The following is a 26739-nucleotide window of genomic DNA, read 5'->3' on the forward strand; positions in this document are numbered from 1 at the left end:
TCGCGATCCGCCGCAGGCGGCCATAAAAAAACGCCGCAAGCTGTGAGGCCTGCGGCGTTCCTTCTTACTGCAACCATTTAAACGGTATGCAGATACCAGTTGTACTCAAGGTCGGAGATGGAGTGTTCGAACTCTTCCAGCTCACTTTCCTTACAGGCCACGAAGATATCGATGTATTTCGGATCGATGTACTTGGCCATGACTTCGCTGTCGTCCAGCTCACGCAATGCATCGCGCAGGTTGTTCGGCAGGCTTTGCTCGTTCTGCTCGTAGGAGTTGCCTTCCACGGGCGCGCCCGGCTCAATCTTGTTGGTCAGGCCGTGATGCACGCCTGCCAGGACCGAAGCCATCAGCAGGTACGGGTTGGCGTCGGCACCGGCTACACGATGCTCGATACGCACGGCATCGGAGGAACCGGTCGGCACGCGAATCGCCACGGTACGGTTGTCTAAGCCCCAGCACGGCGAGTTCGGCACGTAGAACTGTGCGCCGAAACGACGGTACGAGTTGACGTTCGGGCAGAGGAAAGCCATCTGCGCCGGCAGGGTCTCGAGCACACCGCCGATCGCGTGACGCAGTGCGGCGTTCTGCTCGGGATCCTCGCTGGCAAAAATATTCTTGCCGTCGCGGTCGAGAATCGAAATGTGGACATGCAGCCCGTTACCCGCCTGGCCTGGGTAAGGCTTGGCCATGAAGGTGGTGTCCATCTCATGGTCGTAGGCGATGTTTTTGATCAGGCGCTTGAGCAGTACCGCGTAGTCGCAAGCCTTGATCGGGTCGGCCACGTGGTGCAGGTTCACTTCGAACTGCGCCGGGGCACTTTCCTTGACGATGGCGTCGGCCGGGATGCCTTGCTCTTTCGCACCTTCCAGAATGTCCTGGAGGCAGTCGACGTATTCGTCGAGATCGTCGATCAGGTAGACCTGTGTCGAATGCGGACGTTTGCCGGAGATCGGCGAGCGCGGCGGTTGTGGACGACCGTTCACGTTCTCCTGGTCGATCAGGTAGAACTCAAGTTCGAATGCGGCGCAGATGGTCAGGCCCATCTCGTCAAACTTGGTAACAACTTGACGCAGCACTTCACGGGGATCCGCGAAGAAAGGTTCACCTTCGAGTTCGTGCATGGTCATTAACAGTTGCGCGGTAGGGCGCTTCTGCCAAGGCTCATTGCAGAGGGTGTCGGGGATTGGATAGCAGATTCGGTCAGCATCGCCGATGTCCAGGCCCAGGCCGGTGCTTTCCACCGTCGAGCCATTGATATCCAGAGCAAATAGAGAGGCCGGCAGGTTGATGCCTTTCTCGTAAACCTTGTGGAGACTGGTGCGTTCAATGCGCTTGCCGCGCACCACACCATTCATATCCGCAATCAGAAGGTCAACGTACAGAACCTCAGGATGTTCCTTAAGGAACGCGTTCGCTTCGTTAAGCTGAACGGCACGCGGGGGTACCGACATGATGCAACACCTTTGTTGTTAAAAATATCAATCATTGATCTCTTCGGATTCCAGTCAACCCGAACGGCATGCCGAAGTCAAGCGAGGCCTTTTTTGCCCTAAAAAAGCGCTCGTGAGGCTTTTTTGAGGCACTTTGGGGCGTTTTTATGCCTTTGAGCACTTTGGCGCCCGCGAGTTTGAGCGGGCCGTGTTGTATTTTTTACGGGGGTGTTGTGTAAAAAAATGAACAAGGCTAAGCTCGATTCAAACCCATAACAGCAATAATACCGGGGTGCTTCATGTCTCGCCTGCCGTTAATCGGCGTCGCCGTCTGCTCTGGGCAGAACGGTCTGCATGCTTATCACATCAGTGGCGATCGTTGCGTTCACGCCAAGGCTCATATTGCCAAAGGCGTGCCGTCGACTCTTCCTTCCCCGGTGGCCTCGCTGGCCCCGTCCGATATTCTGGACGGTCTGCACGACATTCTCTTTACCGACCTTACTCCCAATATAGAACCGTTTCACTTCAGTGGCCCGACCCATGTGTCGAGCCCTGCTCATGATTCTGCACGCCAGTCTACGCTCTTCCTCACCCACGCCCTGGTCGCGGCGGGTGTTTGTGCGCGGCCCTTGCAGTGGCAATCTGTAACACGCGACGCCGATGCGTCAAACAACGCCTGACTTATAAGAGTCAGGACACTCAGCCCAGAGGCATTTATGAGTAACAACCTCGACCAGCTCACCGATTGGTTGAAAGACCACAAGATCACAGAAGTCGAATGCATGATCGCCGACTTGACCGGGATCACCCGGGGCAAGATTTCGCCGACCAACAAGTTCATCGCCGAAAAAGGCATGCGCCTGCCCGAGAGCGTTCTGTTGCAGACCGTGACCGGCGACTATGTCGAAGACGACATCTATTACGAACTGCTCGACCCGGCCGACATCGACATGATCTGCCGTCCGGACTCGAACGCGGTGTTCCTGGTGCCTTGGTCCATCGAGCCGACCGCCCAGGTGATCCACGACACCTACGACAAGCAAGGCAACCCGATCGAACTGTCGCCGCGCAACGTGCTCAAGAAGGTCCTGAAACTCTATGCCGACAAGGGCTGGCAGCCGATCGTGGCGCCGGAAATGGAGTTTTACCTGACCAAGCGTTGCGAAGACCCGGACTTCCCGCTGCAACCGCCGATTGGCCGTTCCGGTCGCCCGGAAACCGGTCGCCAGTCGTTCTCGATTGAAGCAGCGAACGAATTCGACCCGTTGTTCGAAGACGTCTACGACTGGTGCGAGTTGCAGGAGCTGGACCTCGATACCCTGATCCACGAGGACGGCACGGCGCAGATGGAAATCAACTTCCGTCACGGCGATGCCCTGTCCCTGGCCGACCAGATCCTGGTGTTCAAACGCACCATGCGCGAAGCCGCGCTCAAGCACGACGTGGCGGCGACTTTCATGGCCAAGCCCATGACCGGCGAGCCGGGCAGTGCGATGCATATCCACCAGAGCATCATCGACCTCGAGACCGGCAAGAACGTCTTCTCTAATGAAGACGGGACCATGAGCCAGTTGTTCCTGCACCACATCGGTGGCCTGCAGAAACTCATTCCCGAATTGCTGCCGCTGTTCGCACCGAACGTCAACTCGTTCCGCCGCTTCCTGCCGGATACCTCGGCGCCAGTGAACGTGGAGTGGGGCGAAGAGAACCGCACTGTGGGCCTGCGGGTGCCGGATGCCGGGCCGCAAAACCGTCGGGTGGAAAACCGCCTGCCGGGCGCCGACGCCAACCCGTACCTGGCGATTGCCGCGAGCCTGCTCTGCGGCTACATCGGCATGGTCGAAGGTTTGAACCCGAGTGCGCCGGTGGTGGGCCGTGGCTATGAACGCCGCAACCTGCGCCTGCCACTGACCATCGAAGACGCGCTGGATCGCATGGAAAACAGCGCGACCATCGAGAAATACCTGGGCAAAAAATTCATCACTGGCTACGTCGCGGTCAAGCGGGCCGAGCATGAAAACTTCAAGCGCGTGATCAGTTCGTGGGAGCGGGAATTCCTGCTCTTCGCCGTCTGATACGCCGGGCGCCGCTGTACTTGGCGGCGCCCTCTACTGGAATCTTAGGAGAATTCGCATGACCAGCAACAACCCGCAAACCCGTGAATGGCAAGCCCTGAGCAGCGATCACCACCTGGCCCCGTTCAGCGATTTCAAGCAGCTTAAAGAGAAAGGCCCGCGCATCATTACCAGCGCCAAGGGCGTTTACCTCTGGGACAGCGAAGGCAACAAGATCCTCGACGGCATGGCCGGCCTGTGGTGCGTAGCGATCGGTTACGGTCGTGATGAACTGGCTGACGCCGCCGCCAAACAGATGCGCGAACTGCCTTACTACAACCTGTTCTTCCAGACCGCTCACCCACCGGTATTGGAACTGGCCAAAGCCATTTCCGACATCGCGCCGGAAGGCATGAACCACGTGTTCTTCACTGGTTCCGGCTCGGAAGGCAACGACACCATGCTGCGTATGGTCCGCCACTACTGGGCGATCAAGGGCCAGCCGAACAAGAAAGTCATCATCAGCCGCAAGAACGGTTATCACGGTTCCACCGTGGCCGGCGCGAGCCTGGGCGGCATGACTTATATGCACGAGCAAGGCGACTTGCCGATCCCGGGTATCGTCCACATCGCCCAGCCTTACTGGTTCGGTGAAGGTGGCGACATGAGCCCGGAAGAGTTCGGTATCTGGGCCGCGAATCAGCTGGAAGAGAAGATTCTGGAAGTCGGCGTGGACAACGTCGGTGCCTTTATTGCCGAGCCGATCCAGGGTGCCGGTGGCGTGATCGTGCCGCCAGACAGCTACTGGCCGCGCATCAAGGAAATCCTCGCCAAGTACGACATCCTGTTCGTGGCTGATGAAGTGATCTGCGGTTTCGGCCGTACCGGTGAGTGGTTCGGTACCGATCATTACGATCTGAAACCCGACATGATGACCATCGCCAAAGGCCTGACGTCCGGCTACATCCCGATGGGTGGCCTGATCGTGCGTGACGACGTGGTGGCGGTGCTCAACGAGGGCGGCGATTTCAACCACGGCTTCACCTATTCCGGGCACCCGGTGGCGGCTGCGGTAGCGTTGGAAAACATCCGCATCCTGCGCGAAGAAAAAATTATCGAGCGCGTCCATGCCGAAACGGCACCCTATTTGCAAAAGCGTCTACGGGAACTGAGCGATCACCCGTTGGTGGGGGAAGTACGCGGTGTAGGCATGTTGGGGGCCATCGAACTGGTCCAGGACAAGGCCACTCGCAAACGTTACGAAGGCAAGGGCGTCGGCATGATTTGCCGCACCTTCTGCTTCGACAACGGCCTGATCATGCGTGCCGTGGGCGACACCATGATCATTTCCCCGCCACTGGTGATTACACCGGCGGAAATCGATGAGTTGGTGACCAAGGCACGCAAGTGCCTGGACCTGACCCTGAGTGCGTTGCAGGGCTAAGTGCTAGGCTCTGGGCGAGGTGTGCGGTCGGCACTTCGTCCAGTGCAAATAAAGGAGGGGTCTTTCCTTGAAAGCCTGCCTCGGAACTTGCCAGACTACCGGTTGTTCGGATGCCCAGTAACAGGCCGCTGAGCTCGTGGTTAAAAAGAAAAATTGGAGCATTACCCACATGAAGGCATTAGGTATGAAGATAGCTGGCAAGACCCTCCTCGCCATGTCCCTGATGGGCGTGATGGCGGGTGCAGTACAGGCCGATGACAAGGTGCTGCACGTGTACAACTGGTCCGACTACATTGCACCGGACACCATCGCGAACTTCGAGAAAGAGTCCGGGATCAAGGTGGTGTACGACGTTTTCGACAGCAACGAAACCCTGGAAGCCAAGTTGCTGGCAGGCAAGTCCGGCTACGACGTGGTCGTGCCGTCGAACAACTTTCTCGCCAAGCAGATCAAGGCCGGTGTTTACCAGGAGCTGGACAAGTCCAAGCTGTCCAACTACGGCAACCTGAACAAATCGCTGCTTAAAGCGGTTTCCGTCAGCGACCCGGACAACAAACACGCCTTCCCTTACATGTGGGGTTCGATTGGCATCGGCTACAACCCGGAGAAAGTCAAAGCCGCGTTGGGCGTCGACACCATCGATTCCTGGGACACCCTGTTCAAGCCTGAAAACATCGCCAAGCTCAAGGGCTGCGGTGTGAGCTTCCTCGATTCGCCGACCGAAATGATTCCGGTCGCGCTGCATTACCTGGGCCTGCCAACCGACAGCCAGAAGAAAGACGACATCAAGAAAGCCGAGGAACTGTTCCTCAAGATTCGTCCTTCTGTGACCTACTTCCACTCGTCCAAGTACATCTCCGACCTGGCCAACGGCAACATCTGCGTAGCGGTCGGCTACTCGGGTGACGTGCAACAGGCCAAGTCCCGCGCTGCTGAAGCCGGTGACAAGGTCAAAGTCAGCTACGCGATTCCGAAAGAAGGCGCTGGCAGCTTCTACGACATGGTCGCGATTCCGAAAGATGCGGAAAACGTCGACGGTGCCTACAAGTTCATGAACTACCTGTTGCAGCCGAAAGTGATGGCCGACATCACCAACGCCGTGCGTTTCCCTAACGGTAACGCCGAAGCGACCCAGTTCGTGAGCAAGGACATCACCTCGGACCCGGGCATCTACCCGACGGCCGACGTGCAGGCCAAGTTGTATGCGATCGCCGATTTGCCGGCGGCCACCCAGCGTGACCTGACTCGCAGCTGGACCAAGATCAAATCCGGTAAGTAAGTGGTAAACCCTGTAGCAGCTGCCGCAGGCTGCGTTCAACTGCGAAGCAGTTGTGCTCTTGAAAACGCGGGAAGGTCCTTCGGACTTTAACGCAGCCTTCGGCAGCTGCTACAGGTATCTGCATAAAAGTTTTGCTGGAATGGTTTATCGAGGGTAAGTTGCGCGCCGGTTTTGTTGCCAGGCAGCTACGGCTGTCATGTCACGCGGGGCAACTTGGGCCCAACTAATTTTAGAGGACCTCCACTTGCCTATTTTTTCTTTGTTGCGCAATGCCATGCTGGCCGGCGTGGGGCTGACACTTGCTGTCAGCGTCCAGGCGGCCCCCACTGTGCATATTTATAACTGGTCGGACTACATCGGTTCGACCACCCTGGCCGACTTCCAGAAAGAAACCGGCATCAAGCCGGTGTACGACGTGTTCGACTCCAACGAAACCCTGGAAGGCAAGTTGCTGGCGGGGCGTACCGGGTATGACGTGGTCGTGCCGTCCAACCACTTCCTCGGCAAGCAGATCAAGGCTGGCGCGTTCCAGAAGCTCGACCGCAAGTTGCTGACCAACTACGCCAACCTCGACCCGGTGCTGCTCAAGCGCCTGGAACAGAACGATCCGGGCAACCAGTACGCCGTGCCGTATCTGTGGGGCACTAACGGCATCGGCTACAACGTCGACAAGATCAAGGAAGTGCTTGGCGTCGACAAGATTGATTCCTGGGCTGCGGTATTCGAGCCGGAGAACATCAAGAAGCTGCACAGCTGTGGTGTAGCGTTCCTCGATTCCGCCGATGAAATGATGCCGACGGTCCTCAACTACATGGGCCTGAATGCCAACAGCACCAACCCCGAAGACTACAAAAAGGCCGAAGCTAAGTTGCTCGCGGTGCGGCCTTATGTGACGTACTTCCACTCGTCCAAATACATCGCGGACCTGGCCAACGGCGACATCTGCATCGCGATCGGCTTCTCTGGCGACATGTTCCAGGCCAAGGCCCGCGCCGCTGAAGCGGGCAAAGGAATGAACATCGCCTACACGATTCCGAAAGAGGGCGGCGCGCTCTGGTTCGACATGCTGGCGATTCCCAAGGATGCGGCCAACGTCAAGGAAGCCCACGCCTTCATCAACTACCTGCTCAAACCCGAGGTGATTGCACAGGTCAGTGATTCCGTTGGCTATGCGAACCCGAACCCCGGCTCGGACAAATTGATGGAACAGTCCATCCGCACCGACGCCTCGGTTTATCCACCGCAAGCTGTCCTCGACAAGACCTACGTGTCGGTCGAGTTACCACCGAATATTCAACGTTTGATGACCCGCAGCTGGACCAAGGTCAAGTCGGGTAAATAGCTTCAAAGGCTCAAACTATCCAAGGTTGGCTCACCTTGAGCGAACTGCACTCTTTTTTTCTGGGAGTTTCGTAAATGGCAGTTGCCTCCGGCGCCTATAAGAAAGCCCTCGAGGGCGACCAATCACCGAAACAGGTGTTGGTCAAAATCGACCGGGTCACGAAGAAGTTCGACGAGACGATTGCCGTGGACGATGTGTCCCTGGAAATCAAGAAGGGCGAGATCTTCGCCCTGCTCGGCGGTTCGGGATCGGGCAAATCCACCTTGCTGCGGATGCTGGCAGGTTTCGAACGGCCCACGGAGGGGCGCATTTACCTCGACGGCGTCGACATCACCGAGATGCCGCCGTACGAGCGACCGATCAACATGATGTTCCAGTCCTACGCCTTGTTCCCGCACATGACCGTGGCGCAGAACATCGCCTTCGGCCTCAAGCAGGACAAGATCCCGGCCTCGGAAGTCGATGCCCGCGTGACCGAAATGCTCAAGCTGGTGCAGATGAGCCAGTACGCCAAGCGCAAGCCGCACCAGTTGTCCGGTGGCCAGCGTCAGCGTGTGGCCCTGGCCCGTTCGCTGGCCAAGCGCCCGAAGCTGTTGCTGCTCGACGAGCCGATGGGTGCACTGGATAAAAAACTGCGTTCGCAAATGCAGCTGGAGCTGGTCGAGATCATCGAGCGCGTCGGCGTAACCTGCGTCATGGTGACCCACGATCAGGAAGAGGCCATGACCATGGCCGAGCGCATCGCGATCATGCACCTGGGCTGGATCGCCCAGATCGGCAGCCCGATCGACATCTACGAAACCCCGACCAGCCGCCTGGTCTGCGAATTCATCGGCAACGTCAACATCTTCGAAGGCGAAGTGATCGACGACGCCGAAGGCCACGCGACCATTACCTGCAAGGACCTGGATCGCCAGATCTACGTCGGCCACGGCATCAGCACCTCGGTGCAGGACAAGTCGGTCACCTACGCGATCCGTCCGGAAAAACTGCTGGTCACCGCCGAAATGCCAACCTGCGAATACAACTGGTCCAGCGGCAAGGTGCATGACATCGCCTACCTCGGCGGGCATTCGGTGTTCTACGTCGAATTGCCGAGCGGCAAACTGGTGCAGTCCTTCGTCGCCAACGCCGAGCGCCGTGGCCAGCGTCCGACCTGGGGCGATCAGGTCTACGTGTGGTGGGAAGACGACAGCGGCGTGGTACTTCGCTCATGAACATGCGCAAATTCAAACGCCGCCTCAATCGAATAATTCCCGGTGGCCGCCAACTGGTCATCGGGGTTCCGTTCATCTGGCTGTTCATGTTCTTCATGCTGCCGTTCTTCATCGTCTTGAAGATCAGCTTCGCCGAAGCCGACGTGGCCATCCCGCCGTACACCGAGATCTACAGCTTCATCGACCAGAAGCTCCAGGTGCTGTTGAACCTGGGCAACTACGCGATGCTCGGCGACGACGAGTTGTACATCGCCGCCTACCTCGGCTCGCTGAAGATGGCGCTGATCAGCACCGTGCTTTGCCTGCTGATCGGCTACCCGATGGCCTACGCCATCGCCAGCGCCCGTAAAGAGCTGCAAACGGTGCTGGTGCTGTTGATCATGATGCCGACCTGGACCGCGATCCTGATCCGCGTTTACGCGTGGATGGGCATCCTCAGCAACAACGGCCTGCTTAACGGTTTCCTGATGACCATGGGCTGGATCGACGAACCGCTGCAGATCCTCAACACCAACCTCGCGGTCTATATTGGGGTTGTTTACTCCTATCTGCCGTTCATGATCTTGCCGCTCTACGCCAACTTGGTGAAGCACGACAACAGCCTGCTGGAAGCCGCCTCCGACCTGGGTTCGAGCACCTTCAACAGCTTCTGGAAGATCACCATTCCGCTGTCCAAGAACGGCATCGTCGCCGGCTGCATGCTGGTGTTCATTCCGGTGGTGGGCGAGTTCGTGATCCCGGAACTGCTTGGCGGTCCGGAAACCCTGATGATCGGTAAAGTGCTGTGGCAAGAGTTCTTCAACAACCGTGACTGGCCGGTGGCGTCCGCCCTGGCGGTGGTGATGCTAGCGATCCTGATTGTGCCGATCATCCTGTTCAACCGCAGTCAGGCCAAGGAAATGGAGGGCAAAGAATGAAGAACTTCCGTTTCTCTAGCCTGATGCTAGTGCTGGGTCTGCTGTTCATCTACGCACCGATGCTGATCCTGGTGATCTACTCGTTCAACGCCTCGAAACTGGTGACGGTGTGGGGCGGCTGGTCGATCAAGTGGTACGTCGGCCTGCTCGACAACACCCAACTGATGGGCTCGGTGGTGCGCTCGCTGGAAATCGCCTGCTACACCGCGATAGCGGCGGTAGCGCTGGGGACCTTGGCGGCGTTCGTGCTGACTCGGATTACGCGCTTCAAGGGCCGCACGCTGTTCGGTGGTTTGGTCACTGCGCCGTTGGTCATGCCGGAAGTGATCACCGGTCTGTCGCTGTTGCTGTTGTTCGTGGCGATGGCGCAGATGATCGGTTGGCCACAGGAACGTGGCATCGTCACCATCTGGATTGCCCACACCACGTTCTGTGCGGCGTATGTGGCGGTGGTGGTGTCGGCGCGCTTGCGTGAGCTGGACCTGTCCATTGAAGAAGCGGCCATGGACCTCGGTGCGCGGCCGTGGAAGGTGTTCTTCCTGATCACCATTCCAATGATCGCGCCATCGTTGGCGGCGGGCGGGATGATGTCTTTCGCGCTGTCGCTGGATGACTTGGTGCTGGCGAGCTTCGTATCCGGGCCGGGTTCCACGACCCTGCCGATGGAAGTGTTCTCGGCGGTACGCCTGGGCGTGAAGCCGGAGATCAATGCGGTGGCCAGTCTGATTCTGCTGGCGGTGTCGATCGTGACCTTCCTGGTCTGGTTCTTCAGCCGTCGCGCCGAAGAAAGCCGCAAACGTGCGATCCAGCAAGCCATCGAAGAAGGCGCTGCCGACTCCTGGAAGCAACCGGACGTGCGCCGGGCGCAACAGGCGCCGGAAGCGGCTTGAAGTGTCGGGTTGGCCACAAACACGTGGCCAACCACAAATCCCCTGTGGGAGCGGGCTTGCTCGCGAAAGCGGTGTGTCAGTCGATGGAGATGTCGACTGAGAGTCCGTATTCGCGAGCAAGCCCGCTCCCACAGTTGTTTTAGGCAATCCAAGGGGATTTGCGGATGATCTCGACGAAGTTCATCGGCTTGAACCCTGGCTCGCTGTCCACCAGCACATCGGCATTCACCGTGCCGAACGTGGTGTCAGGCTTGTGCTTGAAGCCATTGGCGAACGCACACAGGATGCATTCCTTGAACCCTTCGCCACGCGGGTGCGCATGCACCACAGCTTCGCGCTGCGCGGTCGGGAACGCTGCGTAATCGATGCCCAGCACATCCATCTCAACTCCAGCAGTAACCAGCGCCACGTTCGGCCGCAGGTGTTGCGGCACGCCCGGCGTGGTGTGCAGTGCGATCGACAACCACACCTGTTCGATATCGTCGTCGCTCAACCCGTAAGGCTTGAGAAACGCTTTTGCGGCGTTGGCACTGTCGACTTCAAAACGCTCATTGTCGCTACGCTGACCTTCCACCAGACCCAGGTCATGGAACATCGCGCCGACGTAGAGCAATTCCGGGTTGTAGGCCAGTTGCTTGCGTTCACCGCTCAACGCGCCGAACAGGAATACCCGGCGTGAGTGGTGAAACAGCAGGTCGGATTCGACGTCGCGAATGTATTCAGTGGTGGCCTTGGCCAATGCGCTGTCGGGGATTTTGATACCGGCAATGATGCTGCTCATGGTGATTTCCTCGTGGGGAACGCCGTGGCGGCGCTGATGGGTAAAGTCTGTTCCCGCACCCGAAACCGGACAATCGATCCATGGCTGCGATCCCGGCCAATGAGCATACATATCGCGCCAACCTCGCTTGTTGGGCCCGGATTGGCTAGGGTTGTCGGTGATTTCCCGAAAAGATCGCAGCCCTGTAGCAGCTGTCGAGCGGAGCGAGGCAGCGTTCGGCGACGAAGTCGTCGTGAAATCAGGCACCGCGGTTCTTCAGGTAAACCGCATTCGCAGGTTTTGCGACGGCTTCGCCGCCGAACGCTGCCTCGCTCCGCTCGACAGCTGCTACAAGGGATCGGCTGCAGTTCTTGCCAATGCCATAGAGGCGTTTCGACCATGCAAAAAACCGTCGCCATCGTGGTGTTTTCCGGCGTGCAGTCCTTGGACGTCACCGGCCCCATGGATGTGTTTTCCGAAGCCAATCGCTTCCTCGCGCCGCAAGATCATTACCGGCTGGAGGTGATCGGCATCGAGCGTGGGGTGATGCCGTGTTCCAACGGTCTGTCGCTGAATGCTCACCTGCATTTCAGCGAAGCACTGGAGGCTTATGACTTGCTGCTGGTGGCCGGTGGGCCGCAGTTGCCGTTCCTGAATTTCGGCCCGACGTTCGATGCCTGGCTACGGGATGCCTGCGTGCGGGCGCAGCGCTTTGGTTCGATCTGCAACGGCGCGTTCATGCTGGCTCGGGCGGGTTTGCTCGATGGCCGGACCGTCACCACCCATTGGGGCGATGCCACGGCGTTGGCGGCGTTGTGTCCGTCGACGCAGGTCGAGGCGGATCGTTTGTACGTGCAGGACGGCGAGCTCTACACCTCGGCCGGGGTGACGGCGGGGATCGATCTGTCGCTGTACTTGCTGGGTCGCGATTACGGTCCGGAAGTCGCGCTCAGTGTCGCCAAGCGTTTGGTGGTATTCACTCAGCGTTCGGGCGGGCAATCGCAGTTCAGTCCGTTCCTCACGCCCCACGCCGAACCGACCTCGGCGGTGGCGCTGGTGCAGCTCTACGTGCTCGCCAACCTCACCGGCGACTTGACCCTCGCCGACCTGGCCAACGCCGCCAACATGAGCGCGCGCAACTTTTCCCGGGTGTTCGCCAAGGAAGCCAAAGTCACCCCGGCGGAGTTTGTCGAGCGGGCGCGAGTGGATGCGGCGCGGGTGCTGCTGGAAAGCACGCGCTCGCCGCTGAAAACGGTGGCGTATCAGTGCGGGTTCCGCGATGCCCAGCATATGCGCAGCGTGTTCAACCGCCGGCTGGGGGTGACGCCGCAGCAGTTCAGGCTGAACTTTGCTGCGATGGTTTGAGCAACCACTAAGTTAAGACATGCACATTGTGGGAGCGAGCCTGCTCGCGAAAGCGGTTTATCAGTTGACATAAAAGTTGATTGATAGGCCGCCTTCGCGAGCAGGCTCGCTCCCACAGGTTTTGCATTTCAGTTTTTCAGACTGTCATACGCCTCCAGCGTGCGCAGCGAGTAGATGTACGCCGCGCCGGCATTCAGCGAAATCGCTGTGGCCAATGTCGCGGCGACTTCTTCGCGGCTGGCGCCGGCCTTGATCGCCGCATCGGTGTGCGCCGCGATACAACCATCGCAACGGGTGGTAATCGCCACCGCGATGGAAATCAGTTCGCGGGTCTTGGCATCCAACACATCATTTTCCGCAGCGGCTTCGCCGAGGGCCATGTAGGCCTTGACCATTTTCGGGTTGCTCTTGCCCAGTGCGCCAAAGGCTTTCTGGATGGTGGGCAGCAGTTCGGACCAGTTATTGAACATTGCATTAACTCCTGAGCGGGTTGGGTGTACTGTTTCGACACGCTCAGTTTTGTCCTTTGGCGCGGTTCGGGTTTGTCCGATCCGCTCAGTCATTTCCTCGATGCGCTCAAATGAATCCGATCGATAAACTCATCACCCTGGCCAACGTGCGCGGCAGTCTGGATTTGCGCTGCCAGTTTCAGGGCGACTGGGCGCTGGCCCACGAGCAACAGGCGCTGGGGATGGCGCCTTATCACATCGTCCTGGCTGGCGACTGCCGTGTGGAATTCCCCGACGGCCAGCGCCTGCCCATGCGTGCCGGCGACATTCTGCTGCTGCCCGGCGGCACCCCCCACGTGATCCACAGTCCCGGAAAAACCGTCGCGCCGACAGCGCAGAAAATCATCCGAGGTGGTGCGTTGCCGGTGCATCGCATTGGTGGCGCCAGCGCGGATCTGGACATGCTCTGCGGGACGTTCCATTACAACCGCGCCTCGCTGCTGTTTGCTTCGTTGCCTGATTATCTGGTGATTCCCAGCGGCGCATTGCCCGCCGATGGACCGTTGCCGGCGTTGGTCGCGGTATTGCGCGGTGAAGCGGAAGGCAATCAGGCCGGGGCGAAGTTCTTGCTCGACGCGTTGTCCCAGGCGTTGTTCACCCTGATGCTGCGCGCGCACCTGGCCACGCTGGGCCCGGCCAGCGGCACCTTGGCGCTGCTTGGCGATAAACGCCTGGGCCGCGCCTGGCAGGCGATGCTGGCGGATCCGGCCCATGAGTGGACCATCGAAAGCCTGGCCGAAACCGCGAGCATGTCCCGGGCGACGTTTATGCGCGCCTTTGTGAAAGTGGCCGGGGTGTCGCCGTGGGTGTTGCTGACGCAGGTGCGGATGGAATTGGCGTTCAGTTTGTTGAGCCAGTCGCATTTGGGTTTGAGTGATATTGCGTTGCAGGTGGGGTATCAATCGCAAGCGGCGTTCAGCAAGAAATTCAAGGAGATTTATGGGGAGGCGCCGGGGAGGGTGCGGCGGGGGATTTAGATGGGTGGTGTTTGTGCCGGCCTCTTCGCGAGCAAGCCCGCTCCCACATTGGAATGCATTTCAAATGTGGGAGCGGGCTTGCCCGCGAAGGCGTCGGCCCGGTCAACAAAAATCTACCGCGACGGCAACAGCTTCAACGTACTCCGCGTATTCGCCGTCACTTCTTCATCACTGAAATGCGCCTGCACGTACGTCCCTTCGATATACGCCTCAGCCTGATCGTCATAGTGACTGTCGAACGGCACACCGCTCTGGCCGACCGGGTTGATGGTCAGGCTATGGGCCGGGTCGGCGAAGTCGATCAGGCGTCGGGTCGAGGGACCGTAAGTCACCGGCCACGGCGCCGGGCCGATCCTGGCCGAGAGGTTGTTCGGCACTTCGTGGGTGCCGGGCGCATCGAATGGACCGACATTGAAAATCCGATCCAACGGCTTCTGCATCCCCAGCGGATGACCGTGGGTCAACGTGTGCACCTTGCCCCACTGCCACTGGGTGAAATCGGCACCCATGGTGGTTTTCAGATGCGCGATGCTCGCCTGCCACGCGACCTTGACCGTGTCGGCACGAGTCTCCTTGGCCGGGGTGTTGCGGTTGTCCCACCACGGCGAATCAGCACTGGCGGCCAGGCGCGGTAATGCGGCATCGATCACTCGGGTCGAGAGCAAGGTGTCGAAGAAATCATTGCCCAACTCATCGCGCATCGTCGCGTCGGTCAGGTTGAACAGGAACTGGTTGAACACTGTGGCGCTGATGGAACTGAGCGGGTAATCGCCCGACCATTGCGCCAGTTGCTCGACCAATTTGCGTTCCGCCGGATCGCTCACCACTTCACGTAATACCGGCAGCAACGGCGCCAGCAAGCGCGGGCCGTAGGCGGTGGTGGTGCCCAGTTGCAGCTTCTGGTTGGCGTCGTTGTCCCACTTCACGTTCTTGTCGCTGATCTGACGATTGAGCTGCTGACCGCGATCAGCGAGGTTGTAGTAACCGGGAATCTCCATGCCAGTCGGCGAAACCGGCTGGAAGTTCGCCGAGACGATATAGCCCCGCGCCGGGTTCTCTTCTTGGGGGTTGGCGCTAAATGGATAGAAGCCTTCCTTGTCCGCCTGATTGCTGCTGCCGTCGAGGATGAAACCGGGCTTCACCCCGGCCGGACGCTTGGGCAGCAAGGCTGAGGCCCACCAACCGATATCGCCCTTGGTATTGGCATACACGATGTTCAGCCCCGGCGCCTGCACCTTGGCCGCTGCGGCGCGGGCCTTGGCCAGGGTGTCGGCGCGGTTGAGCTGATAGAAACCTTCGAGAATCGGATTCGGCGTTTCAAGGAATGCCCACCACATGGCGATCGGCGTCTTGCCCGCCGCCGTGCCGAGCGCATCGTTGATGATCGGGCCGTGGGGCGACTGGCGCAGGATCAGCGTGACCGGCGGCTGGCCCTTCACGGCGATCTGCTGCTCGGTGTTGAGCATGTCCACCCACTTGCCGCGATACCAGACCTGATTCGGGTTGTCCGGGTTGACCTTCTCTGCGATCAGGTCCAGGTCGTCGTTCTGGAACATGGTCAGGCTCCAGCCGAAATCCAGGTTGTGCCCGAGAAAGGCAAACGGCACCAGCGCCTGATGATGACCGTACAGCTCGAAACCTGGCGCCGACAGTTGCGCCTCGTACCACACCGACGGCACCGAGAAGCGAATGTGCGGGTCACCGGCCAGCAGTGGCTTGCCGCTTTTGCTGTGATTGCCGGAGATGACCCAGGCGTTGCTGCCTTCGAACTGTGGCAGCCCGTTGTCGGCCAGGGCTTGTTCGCTGAGGCGGGCGAGGGCGTTCAGGTCTTTCCAGTCGCCTGCGGCCAGGGCCGGACCGGTCTTGGCGTGCCCCTTGGCCAATACGCCTTTGGGCTGCCAGTCGAGGTCGAAGATGTTCAAGTAGTCGGGGCCGAGCTGATCGCGCACATAGGTCATCAAGGGTTCGGTGCGAAACGCCGCGGCAAAGCTGTAGGCCATGTAGCCGGCGACGCTGATGCTGTCTTCGGCGGTGAAGGTGCGCTTGTGGATGCCCAGCACGTCGAACTCGATGGGCGCGGCGTGGGTGTCCTGATATTGGTTGATCCCGTCCAGATAGGCTTGCAGGGCCTTCCACGCCGGTGACTGGCGATCCAGCGAGGCCACGTAACTCTCGGCACGCTCGCGGATGCGCAGGCTGCGGAACAGTTTGTCGGTGTCCAGTAGTTTCGGTCCGAGGATTTCCGCCAGTTCGCCACGGGCGAGGCGGCGCATGGCTTCCATCTGGAACAGGCGGTCCTGGGCGTGCACGTAGCCGAGGGCGCGATAGAGATCGGTTTCGTTGTCGGCGCGAATGTGCGGCACGCCGCGCTCGTCGTAGCGCACGGTCACCGAACCTTGCAGATGTTGCAGCTCCACCTGGCCCTGGCGCGTCGGCTGCTTGCTGTAGACATACCCGCCAACCCCGATGGCGAGCACGACGATCAGCAAGGCAAGTACGGTCAGGACGCGTTTCATGGTGACTCCTTGTTCTTCTTCGATTGCCGCCCGTGCGGGCTGCAAACATGTAGCACAGACCTCCTGTGCCGGGCACTGCCGTCCTCGAATAGTCCGGAATGCCTTACTGCACTTCCACCGGCCACGGGCAGTAGCAACCCACCGCCAGCGTGTGCGTCGCGCTGACCGCGCGGCCTTCGTTCAGCGCTTGCAGGATCGGTTCGATAAAGCTGTTGCTCGAATTGCAGGTCAGGCCTTCGCTGTACGGGCCGAAGTATGCGAGCTTGCCGGCGCGGTCCCAGATCGCCACCGCCGGGCTGGCGGGGATCTGCTCGGAGCCGGGCAGCACGGTGATGGTTTTCAGGTTGCTCAAGGTGCTCGGCAACTGGCCGTGGCTGCCGGGTTTTTGTACCGCATAAAACTCGACGCCCTGCGGCACATAGTGCTCGACCAGTTCGGTGAGGTGCTGTTGATTGCCGACGTTGCACGGGCAGGCCGGGTCCCAGAAATGCACGAGGCGGATGGCGCCGGGGCCGGCGAGGTCGTCGGGCAGCAGCAACGGATCGCCGGAAAACACCGCCGTGTGTTCGCTGAACGCCCGCAGGTAACGCCCCTGAAACCAGTCGTAAGCCGCCCACAGCACGCCGGCGCACACGAGGGCGAGCAGGCTGGCAAGTAGAGTGGTGCGGTAGGCCGGACGCATGGGTTTCAATCCTCGAAGGTCGCCCAGCTTGCCATGCTTGCCGCGACAGATGAATATCGCAGGCCCATAAAGTCTGTTTCGCGTTCTGGAATAACCATGCCTGCCACTTTCGACCCCGATCATTTGCGCGCCAGCCTGCGGCCATTGGCCGAGTGGCAGCCGTTGTCGACGGAGGGCCTGGCCTATCAAGCTTTTTATCGACTGGATTTCCCCGGCCGCACGCTGCGCCATGGTCTGGGGCGTTTTCAGGTCGATGGTTATGAGGTGGTCAGCCAGGTCTGGTGGCCGGAGCGGGCGAAGGCAACGCTGTTTCTGTTTCACGGTTTCTACGATCACACCGGGCTGTACCGGCATGTGATCGAGTGGGCGCTGGATCAGGATTTTGCCGTGATCGCCTGCGACTTGCCGGGGCATGGACTGTCCAGCGGCGAACGCGCGAGCATCAAGGATTTCGCCGAGTATCAGGACACCCTGCAAGGCTTGTTCGCTGAGGCGCAGTCGCTGGAGTTGCCGCAGCCGTGGCACTTGTGCGGGCAGAGCACCGGCGGGGCGATCGTGGTTGATCATGTGCTTAACCAAGGGGCGAGCAGCCCGGCTCAAGGTCAGATCATTTTGTTGTCGCCGCTGGTTCGACCTCGTGCCTGGGGTTGGTCGCAGCTGAGTTATTACCTGCTCAGGCCTTTCGTCAAAGGCATCGCCCGGCGCTTCAGCGAGAACTCCAATGACCCGGCGTTTTTGCCGTTCCTGCAGGCCGATCCGTTGCAGCCGCTGCGCTTGCCGACCGCGTGGGTGGGTGCGTTGGGGCGCTGGATCAAGCGGATCGAGTCGGCGGCGCACAGTCCACGACGGCCACTGATCGTGCAAGGGCAGGCGGACATGACGGTGGATTGGGAACACAACCTTGAGGTGTTGAAAGCCAAGTTTGATCGGCCGCAGGTGTTGATGCTGCCGGAGGCGCGGCATCATTTGGCGAATGAGACTGAGGCGTTGCGGGAGGAGTATTTCGGGTTTTTGACGAAGCGGATCAAGGGCCGGAATCTTTAGCGAACATTAGGGCCTCTTCGCGGGCAAGCCTCGCTCCTACATTTGGAATGCATACCGCTGTAGGAGCGAGGCTTGCCCGCGAAGGCGATTTAACAGGCACCGAAATTACTGAAGGTTCGTCTGCCCCACCGCCAACCCCGCCCGAATCGCCGCCAGCGCTGCCTGGTAATACGCCTTGCCTTCCGCCGACTCGGCAAACGTGGCGAATTCTTCCAGTTCGGTATCCGACAAGTCGCGATACACGTAGAGCAGCGTGTTGTTGAGGTCGGCGCCGATCTGATCCATCAGGCGCTGGCGCTGCCCATTCAACATCCCCGGTGCCTGACCGCCACCGAGCAAACCGGGGATCATCGAACTCAAGCTGTCCGCCGCGACGCCGGCAATCGCCAGGGTCACTTCGGCGCCGGCCTCGCGGGCGGGCAATGCCTGGGCCAGGTGGCCGATGATCAGCAGGCGGGTGTCGCTGGCTTCAATCTTGGGCAAGCCCTTGGCATTTTTCGCCAGTTGATCGCGGCGGGTCGCCAGCAATTCGGCGGCGACGATTTTCTTGCCCAGCGGGGTCTGGAAGAACGCGAGAGCCGGTTTCGGGTCGGCGAGGGTCTTGCGCAGTTGTGCTTCGGCGCGCTGGTCCATGGCCTGGGGAGCGAAGCGCTGGTTGCTGTTGTTCACCAGTGCCTGAAACACGGCGGGCGGCAGGCTGTTCTGGTAGCGCTGCTGGGCGGCAGAGAGGGCGTCGTTGAAATGCGCGCGTTGATCTGGCCAACCGGCGACCTTGTACAACTGGTCGTGGCCGTCTGCCCAAGCGGGCAAAACACAGAACATCAACAGTGAAAAAAGCAAACGGCGCATAGGGACTCCTGTCGGCAGGCGACTATTCTCCGTGCGGTACAAGAACTTGTCGAGAATTCGTATCGGCCCGCTGCGCGGCTCTGTCGGATTTGTGGGCACAGGAATACTATGCGCGCCATGCAAATACCCTCTGATCACCCGCTGCTGTTACGTATCGTCGACGACTTGGCCGAACAGGGCTGGTCGCAGCAGAATATTTTCCTGCCTCTGGGTCTGACCCGGGAACTGGCGGCTGAGTGCCGTAAACGTGCGGCCGAGGGTGAATTGGCCCCGGCGGCGGTGGGCCGTGGGCCGACATCAGAAATTCGCGAAGGCATTCGGGGTGATCACATCCAGTGGCTCGAACCCGGCGAAACCGAGGCCTGTGACAGTTACCTGAGCTTGATGGACAGCCTGCGCGAGGCGATGAATCGCGGGTTGTTCCTCGGCCTGGAAGATTTCGAAAGCCATTTCGCCCTGTACCCGCCCGGCGCGTTCTACCTCAAGCATGTGGACCGTTTTCGCGACGATGACCGACGGATGGTTTCGGCCGTGATCTACCTCAATGACGGCTGGCTGCCCGAACACGGCGGCGAACTGCGCATGTACCTCAAGAACGGCGTCGAGCACAATGTGGTGCCTACCGGCGGTTGCCTGGTGGTGTTCCTGTCGGGCGAAGTGCCCCACGAAGTCCTGCCCGCCACCCGGGATCGCCTGTCGTTGACCGGCTGGTTCCGCCGTCGCGGTAACGAGCCGTTCTGATCATGCACAAGATTCTGGTGAGCCGCTGCCTGCTGGGCCATCGCGTACGTTACGACGGCGGCGCGAGCGGGCCGTTTGATCTGCTGAACCAATGGATCGCCGAGGGGCGCGTGGTGCCTTTGTGCCCGGAAGTGGCGGGTGGCTTGCCGACGCCGAGGGCGGCGGCGGAGATTCCGGGCGGGCAGGGTGGAGGTGTGCTGGATGGCCAGGCGCCGGTGATCACTACCGAGGGCGAGGACGTCAGTGCGGCGTTTCTGTCGGGGGCTTATCAGGCGCTGGAATTGGTGCAGAAGCACGGCATCCGGATTGCGGTGTTGAAGGCCAACAGTCCGTCGTGCGGGAATTTACTGACTTATGACGGCAGCTTCAGCGGTGTGAAGGTCAGTGGCGAAGGCGTGACGGCAGCGTTGCTCAAGCGTCATGGGGTGAAAGTGTTCAGTGAGCTGGAATTGCCCGAAGCAGCTGCTGCATTGGCAACCCTAGACTAACGCCCCACCCAAATCCCCCGTAGGAGCTGTCGAGTGAAACGAGGCTGCGATCTTTTGATCTTGCTTTTAAAAAGATCAAGATCAAAAGATCGCAGCCTCGTTTCACTCGACAGCTCCTACAGGGTTATTCATCAGCCTGAAATCAGGGCTTGGGCTCCACACTCGTATCCGCCCCAAACCACTTCTGCGTCAACGCCTCCAATCGTCCATCCGCCTTGATCCGCTGCAACGCGTTGTCGAGGCTGGCGTGGAACGCCGGGTTGCCTTTCTGAAACGGAATCGCCAGGGTCACCGGCTGACTCTCCTTCGGCACCGCTTCCTTGAGCGACTGCACCAACAGCATCGACTGCGGCTCTTCTTTCTGCACGATCAATTGCGCGTCGGTGTGGCTGTAGGGCTCGCTGAAGTCGAAACGATCCTTCAGATCCGCGGTCATTGCTATGTGGTTGATCGCCACGTCGTACTTGCCGGTTTCAACGCCTGGCAGCAGATCGCTGGTGTCGGTGATGACGAAGTCGGCGCGCACATCCAGTTCGTTGGCCAGCAGTTGGCCCAGCTCGACTTCGAACCCGGTCAGTTTGCCGTCGTCCTTGAAATTGAAGGGCGGTGTATTAGCCTCAAGAGCAATACGCAATTCGCCGCGGTCAAATACATCGTCAATCAATTCGGCATGAGCCAAAGGGCTCAAAAGGGGTAGCAGGCAGATCAGGCCAGGCAAAAAACGCATGGTCACTCCTTTGAATTCATTATCGCGATGCTCTGGTTCAGGCTCGCTTTGCTATGGTTGTCGAGGTCCTTCGACAACGAATGGCCGTTAAGTTGTCTCGGCCACGCGGATTTTACGGAAAAACTGGAGAAGAGAATGAAAACGTTTATGCCACGAGCAGCATTGGCTGGCCTGTTGATGGGTGTGTCGGTGCTGGCCAGCGCCGCGACTCCGGCGCCTAAAGGTGCGGAAGTGTTTATCGTATCTCCCGAAGACGGCGCCACCATCGAGCAAACCTCCATCGTCAAATTCGGCGTCAAGGATGTTTCGCTGGCACCGGCCGGTGATGTCACCAAGAACACGGGTCACCATCACTTGCTGATTGATGTCGACAAACTGCCCGCCGCCGGCGCGCCGATTCCGCTGGACGCCAACCACATGCACTTCGGCAAGGCGCAGACCCAGGCCGAAATCAAACTGACCCCGGGCAAGCACACCTTGCAACTGGAGCTGGGTGACAGCGGCCACATGCCGTTCGATCCACCGATCGTTTCGAAGAAGATCACCGTCAACGTTAAATGACAGTGTAGTGCCCATGAAAAAGGAGACCCGAAGGTCTCCTTTTTTTGTCGCTCAAATCGCTATCAGAACAGCACGCGGCAACGAATGGTGCCGTTGATGTGCTGCAGTTTCTCTTGGGCGATTTCCGAGTAGTCGGCATCGACGTCGATAACCACGTAGCCGACTTTCTCGTTGGTCTGCAGGAACTGACCGGAGATGTTGATCCCGTTTTCGGCGAAGACCTTGTTGATCTCGCTCATCACACCCGGGATGTTCTCGTGGATGTGCAGCAGACGGTGCTTGCCAGGGTGAGCCGGCAGGGCCACTTCCGGGAAGTTCACCGACGATACGGACGTACCGTTGTCGCTGTACTTGACCAGTTTTTCTGCCACTTCCAGACCGATGTTGGCTTGCGCTTCAGCGGTGGAACCACCGATGTGCGGGGTCAGGATCACGTTGTCCAGGCCACGCAGCGGGCTTTCGAACTCTTCGTCGTTGGAGCGTGGCTCCACCGGGAACACGTCGATTGCGGCGCCGATCAGGTGCTTGTCCTTGATCGCGTCAGCCAGGGCTTGCAGCTCAACCACGGTGCCGCGAGCGGCGTTGATCAGAATGCCGCCCTTCTTGATGGCGCGGATTTCCTTCTCGCCGATCATCCACTGGGTGGCGGCGGTTTCCGGAACGTGCAGGGTGACGATGTCAGACATGCCCAGCAGGTCGGTCAGGCTGCCGACCTGAGTCGCGTTGCCCAATGGCAGCTTGGTCACGGTGTCGTAGAAATACACCTGCATGCCCAGGCCTTCCGCCAGGACCGACAGCTGCGTACCGATCGAGCCGTAACCGACGATGCCGAGCTTCTTGCCACGGATTTCGAAGGAGTTGGCCGCGCTCTTGATCCAGCCGCCACGGTGGCAGGAAGCGTTCTTCTCAGGGATGCCGCGCAGCAACAGGATCGCTTCGGCCAGCACCAGCTCAGCCACGGAGCGAGTGTTGGAGTACGGCGCGTTGAACACCGCGATACCGCGTTCGCGGGCAGCGTTCAGGTCAACCTGGTTGGTGCCGATGCAGAAACACCCTACAGCCACGAGCTTCTTCGCGTGATCGAAGATCTCTTCGGTCAGTTGAGTGCGGGAGCGAATGCCGATGAAGTGCGCATCAGCGATCTTTTCCTTCAGCTGGGCTTCCGGCAGAGAACCCGTGAGGTACTCAATGCTGGTGTAGCCCGCCGACTTGAGAACGTCGACAGCCGATTGGTGGACGCCTTCGAGAAGAAGGAACTTGATCTTGCTCTTATCGAGAGAAGTCTTGCTCATCTGCGTAAACCTGTATCCCGGAGAAAAATGGCAGGAAATAGCCAGCAGACGCTGACCCGGACGGCAAGAAAGCCGTCACCGCAGAATAGCCTTTGGGCACTACTCTGCGGGGTCGGTATGCTAGCATACGCACCCCGCTAAACACTCATTCCTGCGACGTGAAGCGTTCTCAGGATGACCATGAATTGTTCGAGAGTTCTGTCGATGACCAATCCTGCCCTGATTGAAGAGCTGAAGACCCTGGTTGAGCCTGGCAAGGTCCTGACCGATGCCGACTCCCTGAATGCTTACGGTAAGGATTGGACCAAGCATTTCGCCCCGGCCCCTACGGCCATCGTGTTTCCCAAGACCACCGAGCAAGTCCAGGCCATCGTGCGCTGGGCCAACGCGCACAAGGTTGCGCTGGTGCCGTCCGGCGGTCGTACCGGGCTGTCCGCCGCTGCGGTGGCCGCGAATGGCGAAGTGGTCGTGTCGTTCGACTACATGAACCAGATTCTCGATGTGAACCTCACCGATCGCACCGCTGTTTGTCAGCCAGGCGTGGTCACCGAGCATTTGCAGAACGTCGCTGAAGAGAAAGGCCTGTACTACCCGGTGGACTTCGCTTCCGCCGGTTCGAGCCAGATTGGCGGCAATATCGGCACCAATGCCGGCGGGATCAAGGTGATTCGCTACGGCATGACCCGCAACTGGGTGGCCGGCATGAAAGTCGTCACCGGCAAGGGCGATGTGATGGAACTGAACCGCGACCTGATCAAGAACGCCACCGGCTACGACCTGCGTCAGCTGTTCATCGGCGCTGAAGGCACCCTCGGTTTTGTCGTCGAAGCCACCATGCGCCTCGACCGTGCGCCGAAAAACCTCACCGCCATGGTCCTCGGTACCACCGATTTCGACTCGATCATGCCGGTATTGCACGCGTTCCAAAGCAAACTCGACTTGACCGCGTTCGAATTTTTCTCCGACAAAGCCCTGGCCAAAGTCATGGGCCGCGGCGATGTACCGGCGCCGTTCGAAACCGATTGCCCGTTCTACGCTCTGCTGGAATTCGAAGCGACCACTGAAGAAGTGGCCAACCACGCCCTGGAAACTTTCGAGCACTGCGTTGAGCAGGGCTGGGTGCTGGACGGTGTGATGAGCCAGAGCGAAACCCAGCTGCAGAATCTGTGGAAGCTGCGCGAGTACATCTCCGAAACCATCTCCCACTGGACGCCGTACAAGAACGACATTTCGGTCACCGTATCGAAAGTCCCGGCGTTCCTGAAGGAAATCGACGCGATCGTCGGCGAACACTACCCGGACTTCGAAATCGTCTGGTTCGGCCACATCGGCGACGGCAACCTGCACTTGAACATCCTCAAGCCGGAAAACCTGAGCAAGGATGAGTTCTTTGCCAAGTGCGCTACGGTGAACAAATGGGTGTTCGAAACCGTCGAGAAGTACAACGGTTCGATTTCCGCCGAACACGGCGTGGGCATGACCAAGCGTGACTACTTGACCTACAGCCGCTCGCCGGTTGAGATCGAGTACATGAAAGCCGTCAAGGCAGTGTTCGACCCGAATGGCATCATGAACCCGGGCAAAATCTTCGCGGTGTGAGCCGCGAACTTCACGAATTCACCAGGCAGGAGTCGGTAATGAGCTATCAGCACCAGTATGTCGACGGTACGCGTATTCACTTCCCGCTCGGGAAAGTGGTGTGCATCGGCCGTAACTATGCCGAGCACGCCAAGGAACTGGATAACCCGGTCCCTACCGAGCCGTTGTTGTTCATCAAACCGGGCAGTTGCGTGGTGCCGCTGGAAGGCGGTTTTGCCATTCCGACCGAGCGCGGCGGCGTGCACTACGAAGCTGAAATCGCCGTGTTGATCGGCAAGCCGCTGTCGACCAAACCGAGCCGCGAAGAAGTGCTGGATGCGATCTCCGGTTTCGCCCCGGCCCTGGACCTGACCCTGCGGGACAAGCAGTCCGAGCTGAAAGCCAAGGGCCTGCCTTGGGAAATCGCCAAGTCGTTTGATGGCGCGGCAGTGATTGCACCGTTCGTGGTAGGCAGCACTTTTGCCGACCTGACCGACATCGGCATCCGCCTGACCATCAACGGCGAAGTCCGCCAGGATGGCAACAGCAAGGACATGCTCAACCCGATCGTGCCGATGATCCAGTACATGGCCGGCTGCTTCTCGCTGCAGGCCGGTGATGTGATCCTGACCGGCACACCGGTGGGCGTTGGTCCGCTGAATGTCGGTGATGAGATCGTGCTGGAATTGCCGGGCGCCAGCAAGCTTCACCAGCAGCGTTCGCTGATTCACGCATAACCCTCCTGTGGGAGCGGGCTTGCTCGCGAATACGGTGTGTCATTCAACGATGATGTTGACTGATCCACCGCATTCGCGAGCAAGCTGATCAGGCCTAATGATTTTGGACACTTCAATCGGGCGTTATGATGGCGCCCAAATCTGAGGTGTTTGGTATGCGTACTTCTTATTCAACTGAATTCAAACTCAAGGCTGTCGGCATGGTGCTGGACGAGGGGATATCGGTTCCCGAGGTCTGTGCCAGTTTAGATATTGGCCCTACGGCCTTGCGTCGCTGGGTCGACCAGGTGCGTAAAGAACGCCAGGGTTCGACGCCGGTGGGAGCCAAAGCGATCACCGCTGACCAGCGAGAAATCCAGGAACTTAAAGCCTTGCTCAGGCAAAAAGACCGGGATATCGAAATCCTAAAAAAGGCCAGTGCTCTCCTGCTGTTGGACGCCAAAGATCATTCTCACTGATCAATGAGCTGGGCGAGCGATACGGCGTTAACGACTGCTGCCGGGTGTTTGAAGTCAGCCGCAGCAGTTTTTATGCCTGGCGTCAGCGCCAAGGCAAGGTGAACCCTGAGCGGGAGAAACTCAAAGCCATGCTGGTCGAGCATCACAAGGAATCCAGAGCGTCCGCGGGGGCGCGCACCCTCTCCAGGGAGCTGAAAGCCAAGGGGCATCGCGTCGGGCGGCACTTGGCTCGCAGCTTGATGCGAGAAGCCGGCGTGGTCAGTCGTCAGCGCCGGCGTCACAAATACAAGTCATCGGGTGTTGAAGCCTTGGTGGCGCCGCACGTGCTCAAGCGCGAGTTTGATGTCACGGCGATCAACCAAGTGTGGTGCGCGGACGTGACGTACATCAGGGTCGGCACGCGGTGGATGTATTTTGCAGCGGTTCTGGATCTGTTCGCCCGCCGTCTCGTGGGCTGGGCGTTTTCGATGATCTCGGATGCGGAGCTGACCTGCGAGGCCCTACGGATGGCGGTTGAGCTGCGAGGAAAACCCAAAGACGTGCTGTTTCACTCCGATCAAGGCTGCCAGTACACCAGCCATAAGTTCAGGAATGAGTTGCTGGCGAATGGGCTGCGGCAAAGCATGAGTCGTAAAGGCGAATGCTGGGATAACGCCCCGATGGAGCGTTTCTTTGGAAGTCTGAAATCAGAGTGGGTGCCTGAAGCCGGTTACCGCTCGGAGTATGAAGCCCGAGCTGATTTGCAGCGCTACGTGATGCGCTACAACAACGTCAGGCTTCATAGCTACAACGATTACCGGTCACCGGTCGCCATGGAGAAAATGGCGGCGTGAAAAAACCGTAACGGGTGTCCAGAATTACTTGACCAGTTCAAGCCCG

Annotated in this window: 25 protein-coding genes and 1 pseudogene; 18 read left to right on the forward strand and 8 right to left on the reverse strand. The window is 59.4% G+C overall.

The genetic code is table 11. The features are described from left to right. Positions 1–77: 77 nt before the first annotated feature. Complete coding sequence (locus NK667_RS28985) at positions 78–1454, reverse strand: glutamine synthetase family protein (protein WP_054616983.1); 1377 nt, start codon at positions 1452–1454, stop codon at positions 78–80. A gap of 278 nt (positions 1455–1732) precedes the next feature. Here NK667_RS28985 and NK667_RS28990 point away from each other — a divergent pair. From NK667_RS28990 to NK667_RS29025, 8 genes and pseudogenes are all read left to right on the forward strand, one after another. Beyond that, positions 1733–2050 (forward strand): annotated as a pseudogene (locus tag NK667_RS28990) (gamma-glutamyl-gamma-aminobutyrate hydrolase family protein); the annotation flags it as partial. A gap of 99 nt (positions 2051–2149) precedes the next feature. After that, positions 2150–3508, forward strand: coding sequence for a glutamine synthetase family protein (locus NK667_RS28995; protein ID WP_054616981.1), 1359 nt, complete (start codon positions 2150–2152; stop codon positions 3506–3508). A 58-nt stretch (positions 3509–3566) separates the two neighbouring features. Beyond that, a complete protein-coding gene (locus tag NK667_RS29000) occupies positions 3567–4931 on the forward strand; it encodes an aspartate aminotransferase family protein (RefSeq protein WP_054044568.1) in 1365 nt (454 codons plus the stop codon). A 184-nt stretch (positions 4932–5115) separates the two neighbouring features. Beyond that, entirely contained in the window at positions 5116–6210 is a 1095-nt protein-coding gene (locus tag NK667_RS29005) for a polyamine ABC transporter substrate-binding protein (protein ID WP_054044566.1), read from the forward strand. Between the two features lie 244 nt (positions 6211–6454). Next, positions 6455–7552, forward strand: coding sequence for a polyamine ABC transporter substrate-binding protein (locus tag NK667_RS29010; RefSeq protein WP_054044564.1), 1098 nt, complete (start codon positions 6455–6457; stop codon positions 7550–7552). Positions 7553–7626: 74 nt separating this feature from the next. Further along, positions 7627–8769 (forward strand): ABC transporter ATP-binding protein, encoded by a 1143-nt coding sequence (locus tag NK667_RS29015; RefSeq protein ID WP_054044563.1) that lies wholly within the window; start codon positions 7627–7629, stop codon positions 8767–8769. 35 nt (positions 8770–8804) lie between these two features. Then, positions 8805–9686 (forward strand): ABC transporter permease subunit, encoded by an 882-nt coding sequence (locus NK667_RS29020; RefSeq protein ID WP_177331485.1) that lies wholly within the window; start codon positions 8805–8807, stop codon positions 9684–9686. Continuing rightward, a complete protein-coding gene (locus NK667_RS29025; protein ID WP_054044560.1) occupies positions 9683–10576 on the forward strand; it encodes an ABC transporter permease subunit in 894 nt (297 codons plus the stop codon). Before NK667_RS29020 ends, NK667_RS29025 begins: the two co-directional genes overlap by 4 nt. Before the next feature lie 139 nt (positions 10577–10715). Here the strand turns inward: NK667_RS29025 and NK667_RS29030 are convergent, their stop codons facing one another. After that, entirely contained in the window at positions 10716–11357 is a 642-nt protein-coding gene (locus tag NK667_RS29030) for an HD domain-containing protein (protein WP_054616980.1), read from the reverse strand. Positions 11358–11735: 378 nt separating this feature from the next. Between NK667_RS29030 and NK667_RS29035 the strand changes: the two genes are divergently transcribed. Beyond that, positions 11736–12701 (forward strand): GlxA family transcriptional regulator, encoded by a 966-nt coding sequence (locus NK667_RS29035; RefSeq protein ID WP_054616979.1) that lies wholly within the window; start codon positions 11736–11738, stop codon positions 12699–12701. A 128-nt stretch (positions 12702–12829) separates the two neighbouring features. Here NK667_RS29035 and NK667_RS29040 read toward each other — a convergent pair whose 3' ends face one another. Next, a complete protein-coding gene (locus tag NK667_RS29040; RefSeq protein ID WP_054616978.1) occupies positions 12830–13171 on the reverse strand; it encodes a carboxymuconolactone decarboxylase family protein in 342 nt (113 codons plus the stop codon). 110 nt (positions 13172–13281) lie between these two features. Here NK667_RS29040 and NK667_RS29045 point away from each other — a divergent pair, with 110 nt between their 5' ends. Then, the gene (locus NK667_RS29045; protein ID WP_054616977.1) at positions 13282–14187 is read left to right on the forward strand and encodes an AraC family transcriptional regulator; all 906 of its coding nucleotides are present in this window, start codon (positions 13282–13284) and stop codon (positions 14185–14187) included. A 113-nt stretch (positions 14188–14300) separates the two neighbouring features. Here NK667_RS29045 and NK667_RS29050 read toward each other — a convergent pair whose 3' ends face one another. Together NK667_RS29050 and NK667_RS29055 are read right to left on the reverse strand one after the other, a co-directional pair. Next, the gene (locus tag NK667_RS29050) at positions 14301–16703 is read right to left on the reverse strand and encodes a penicillin acylase family protein (protein WP_054616976.1); all 2403 of its coding nucleotides are present in this window, start codon (positions 16701–16703) and stop codon (positions 14301–14303) included. A 103-nt stretch (positions 16704–16806) separates the two neighbouring features. Further along, positions 16807–17385, reverse strand: a complete 579-nt coding sequence (locus tag NK667_RS29055) for a DUF6436 domain-containing protein (RefSeq protein ID WP_054616975.1) — start codon at positions 17383–17385, stop codon at positions 16807–16809. A 96-nt stretch (positions 17386–17481) separates the two neighbouring features. Here NK667_RS29055 and bipL point away from each other — a divergent pair, with 96 nt between their 5' ends. Next, on the forward strand, positions 17482–18429 hold the full coding sequence (gene bipL / locus NK667_RS29060) for a phospholipase BipL (RefSeq protein WP_054616974.1): 948 nt from the start codon (positions 17482–17484) through the stop codon (positions 18427–18429). A 105-nt stretch (positions 18430–18534) separates the two neighbouring features. Here bipL and NK667_RS29065 read toward each other — a convergent pair whose 3' ends face one another. Further along, positions 18535–19278 carry a DUF2059 domain-containing protein gene (locus NK667_RS29065; protein WP_054616973.1) on the reverse strand — a complete coding sequence of 248 codons (744 nt, stop codon included), beginning with the start codon at positions 19276–19278 and terminating at the stop codon, positions 18535–18537. A 108-nt stretch (positions 19279–19386) separates the two neighbouring features. Here NK667_RS29065 and NK667_RS29070 point away from each other — a divergent pair, with 108 nt between their 5' ends. Together NK667_RS29070 and NK667_RS29075 are read left to right on the forward strand one after the other, a co-directional pair. After that, on the forward strand, positions 19387–20019 hold the full coding sequence (locus NK667_RS29070) for a 2OG-Fe(II) oxygenase (protein WP_054044541.1): 633 nt from the start codon (positions 19387–19389) through the stop codon (positions 20017–20019). A 2-nt stretch (positions 20020–20021) separates the two neighbouring features. Continuing rightward, entirely contained in the window at positions 20022–20507 is a 486-nt protein-coding gene (locus NK667_RS29075; protein WP_054616972.1) for a 2-thiouracil desulfurase family protein, read from the forward strand. 142 nt (positions 20508–20649) lie between these two features. On the opposite strand, the gene NK667_RS29080 is transcribed toward NK667_RS29075, so the two are convergent. Then, the gene (locus tag NK667_RS29080) at positions 20650–21234 is read right to left on the reverse strand and encodes a transporter substrate-binding domain-containing protein (RefSeq protein WP_054616971.1); all 585 of its coding nucleotides are present in this window, start codon (positions 21232–21234) and stop codon (positions 20650–20652) included. A gap of 135 nt (positions 21235–21369) precedes the next feature. Between NK667_RS29080 and NK667_RS29085 the strand changes: the two genes are divergently transcribed. Next, positions 21370–21795 carry a DUF4399 domain-containing protein gene (locus tag NK667_RS29085; protein WP_054044530.1) on the forward strand — a complete coding sequence of 142 codons (426 nt, stop codon included), beginning with the start codon at positions 21370–21372 and terminating at the stop codon, positions 21793–21795. Positions 21796–21857: 62 nt separating this feature from the next. Here the strand turns inward: NK667_RS29085 and serA are convergent, their stop codons facing one another. Continuing rightward, positions 21858–23087, reverse strand: coding sequence for a phosphoglycerate dehydrogenase (gene serA, locus NK667_RS29090; protein WP_054044528.1), 1230 nt, complete (start codon positions 23085–23087; stop codon positions 21858–21860). A 204-nt stretch (positions 23088–23291) separates the two neighbouring features. Here serA and NK667_RS29095 point away from each other — a divergent pair, with 204 nt between their 5' ends. The 4 genes from NK667_RS29095 (at position 23292) to NK667_RS29110 (ending at position 26693) form a co-directional block, all read left to right on the forward strand. After that, positions 23292–24686 (forward strand): FAD-binding oxidoreductase, encoded by a 1395-nt coding sequence (locus NK667_RS29095; protein WP_054616970.1) that lies wholly within the window; start codon positions 23292–23294, stop codon positions 24684–24686. A gap of 38 nt (positions 24687–24724) precedes the next feature. Next, positions 24725–25402, forward strand: coding sequence for a fumarylacetoacetate hydrolase family protein (locus NK667_RS29100; protein ID WP_254744514.1), 678 nt, complete (start codon positions 24725–24727; stop codon positions 25400–25402). A 155-nt stretch (positions 25403–25557) separates the two neighbouring features. Then, a complete protein-coding gene (locus tag NK667_RS29105; RefSeq protein WP_054055342.1) occupies positions 25558–25860 on the forward strand; it encodes a transposase in 303 nt (100 codons plus the stop codon). 8 nt (positions 25861–25868) lie between these two features. Continuing rightward, complete coding sequence (locus NK667_RS29110) at positions 25869–26693, forward strand: IS3 family transposase (RefSeq protein WP_236708662.1); 825 nt, start codon at positions 25869–25871, stop codon at positions 26691–26693. Positions 26694–26739 lie beyond the last annotated feature (46 nt).

The organism is Pseudomonas nunensis (assembly GCF_024296925.1).
GTDB classification, from domain to species: Bacteria; Pseudomonadota; Gammaproteobacteria; order Pseudomonadales; family Pseudomonadaceae; genus Aquipseudomonas; species Aquipseudomonas nunensis.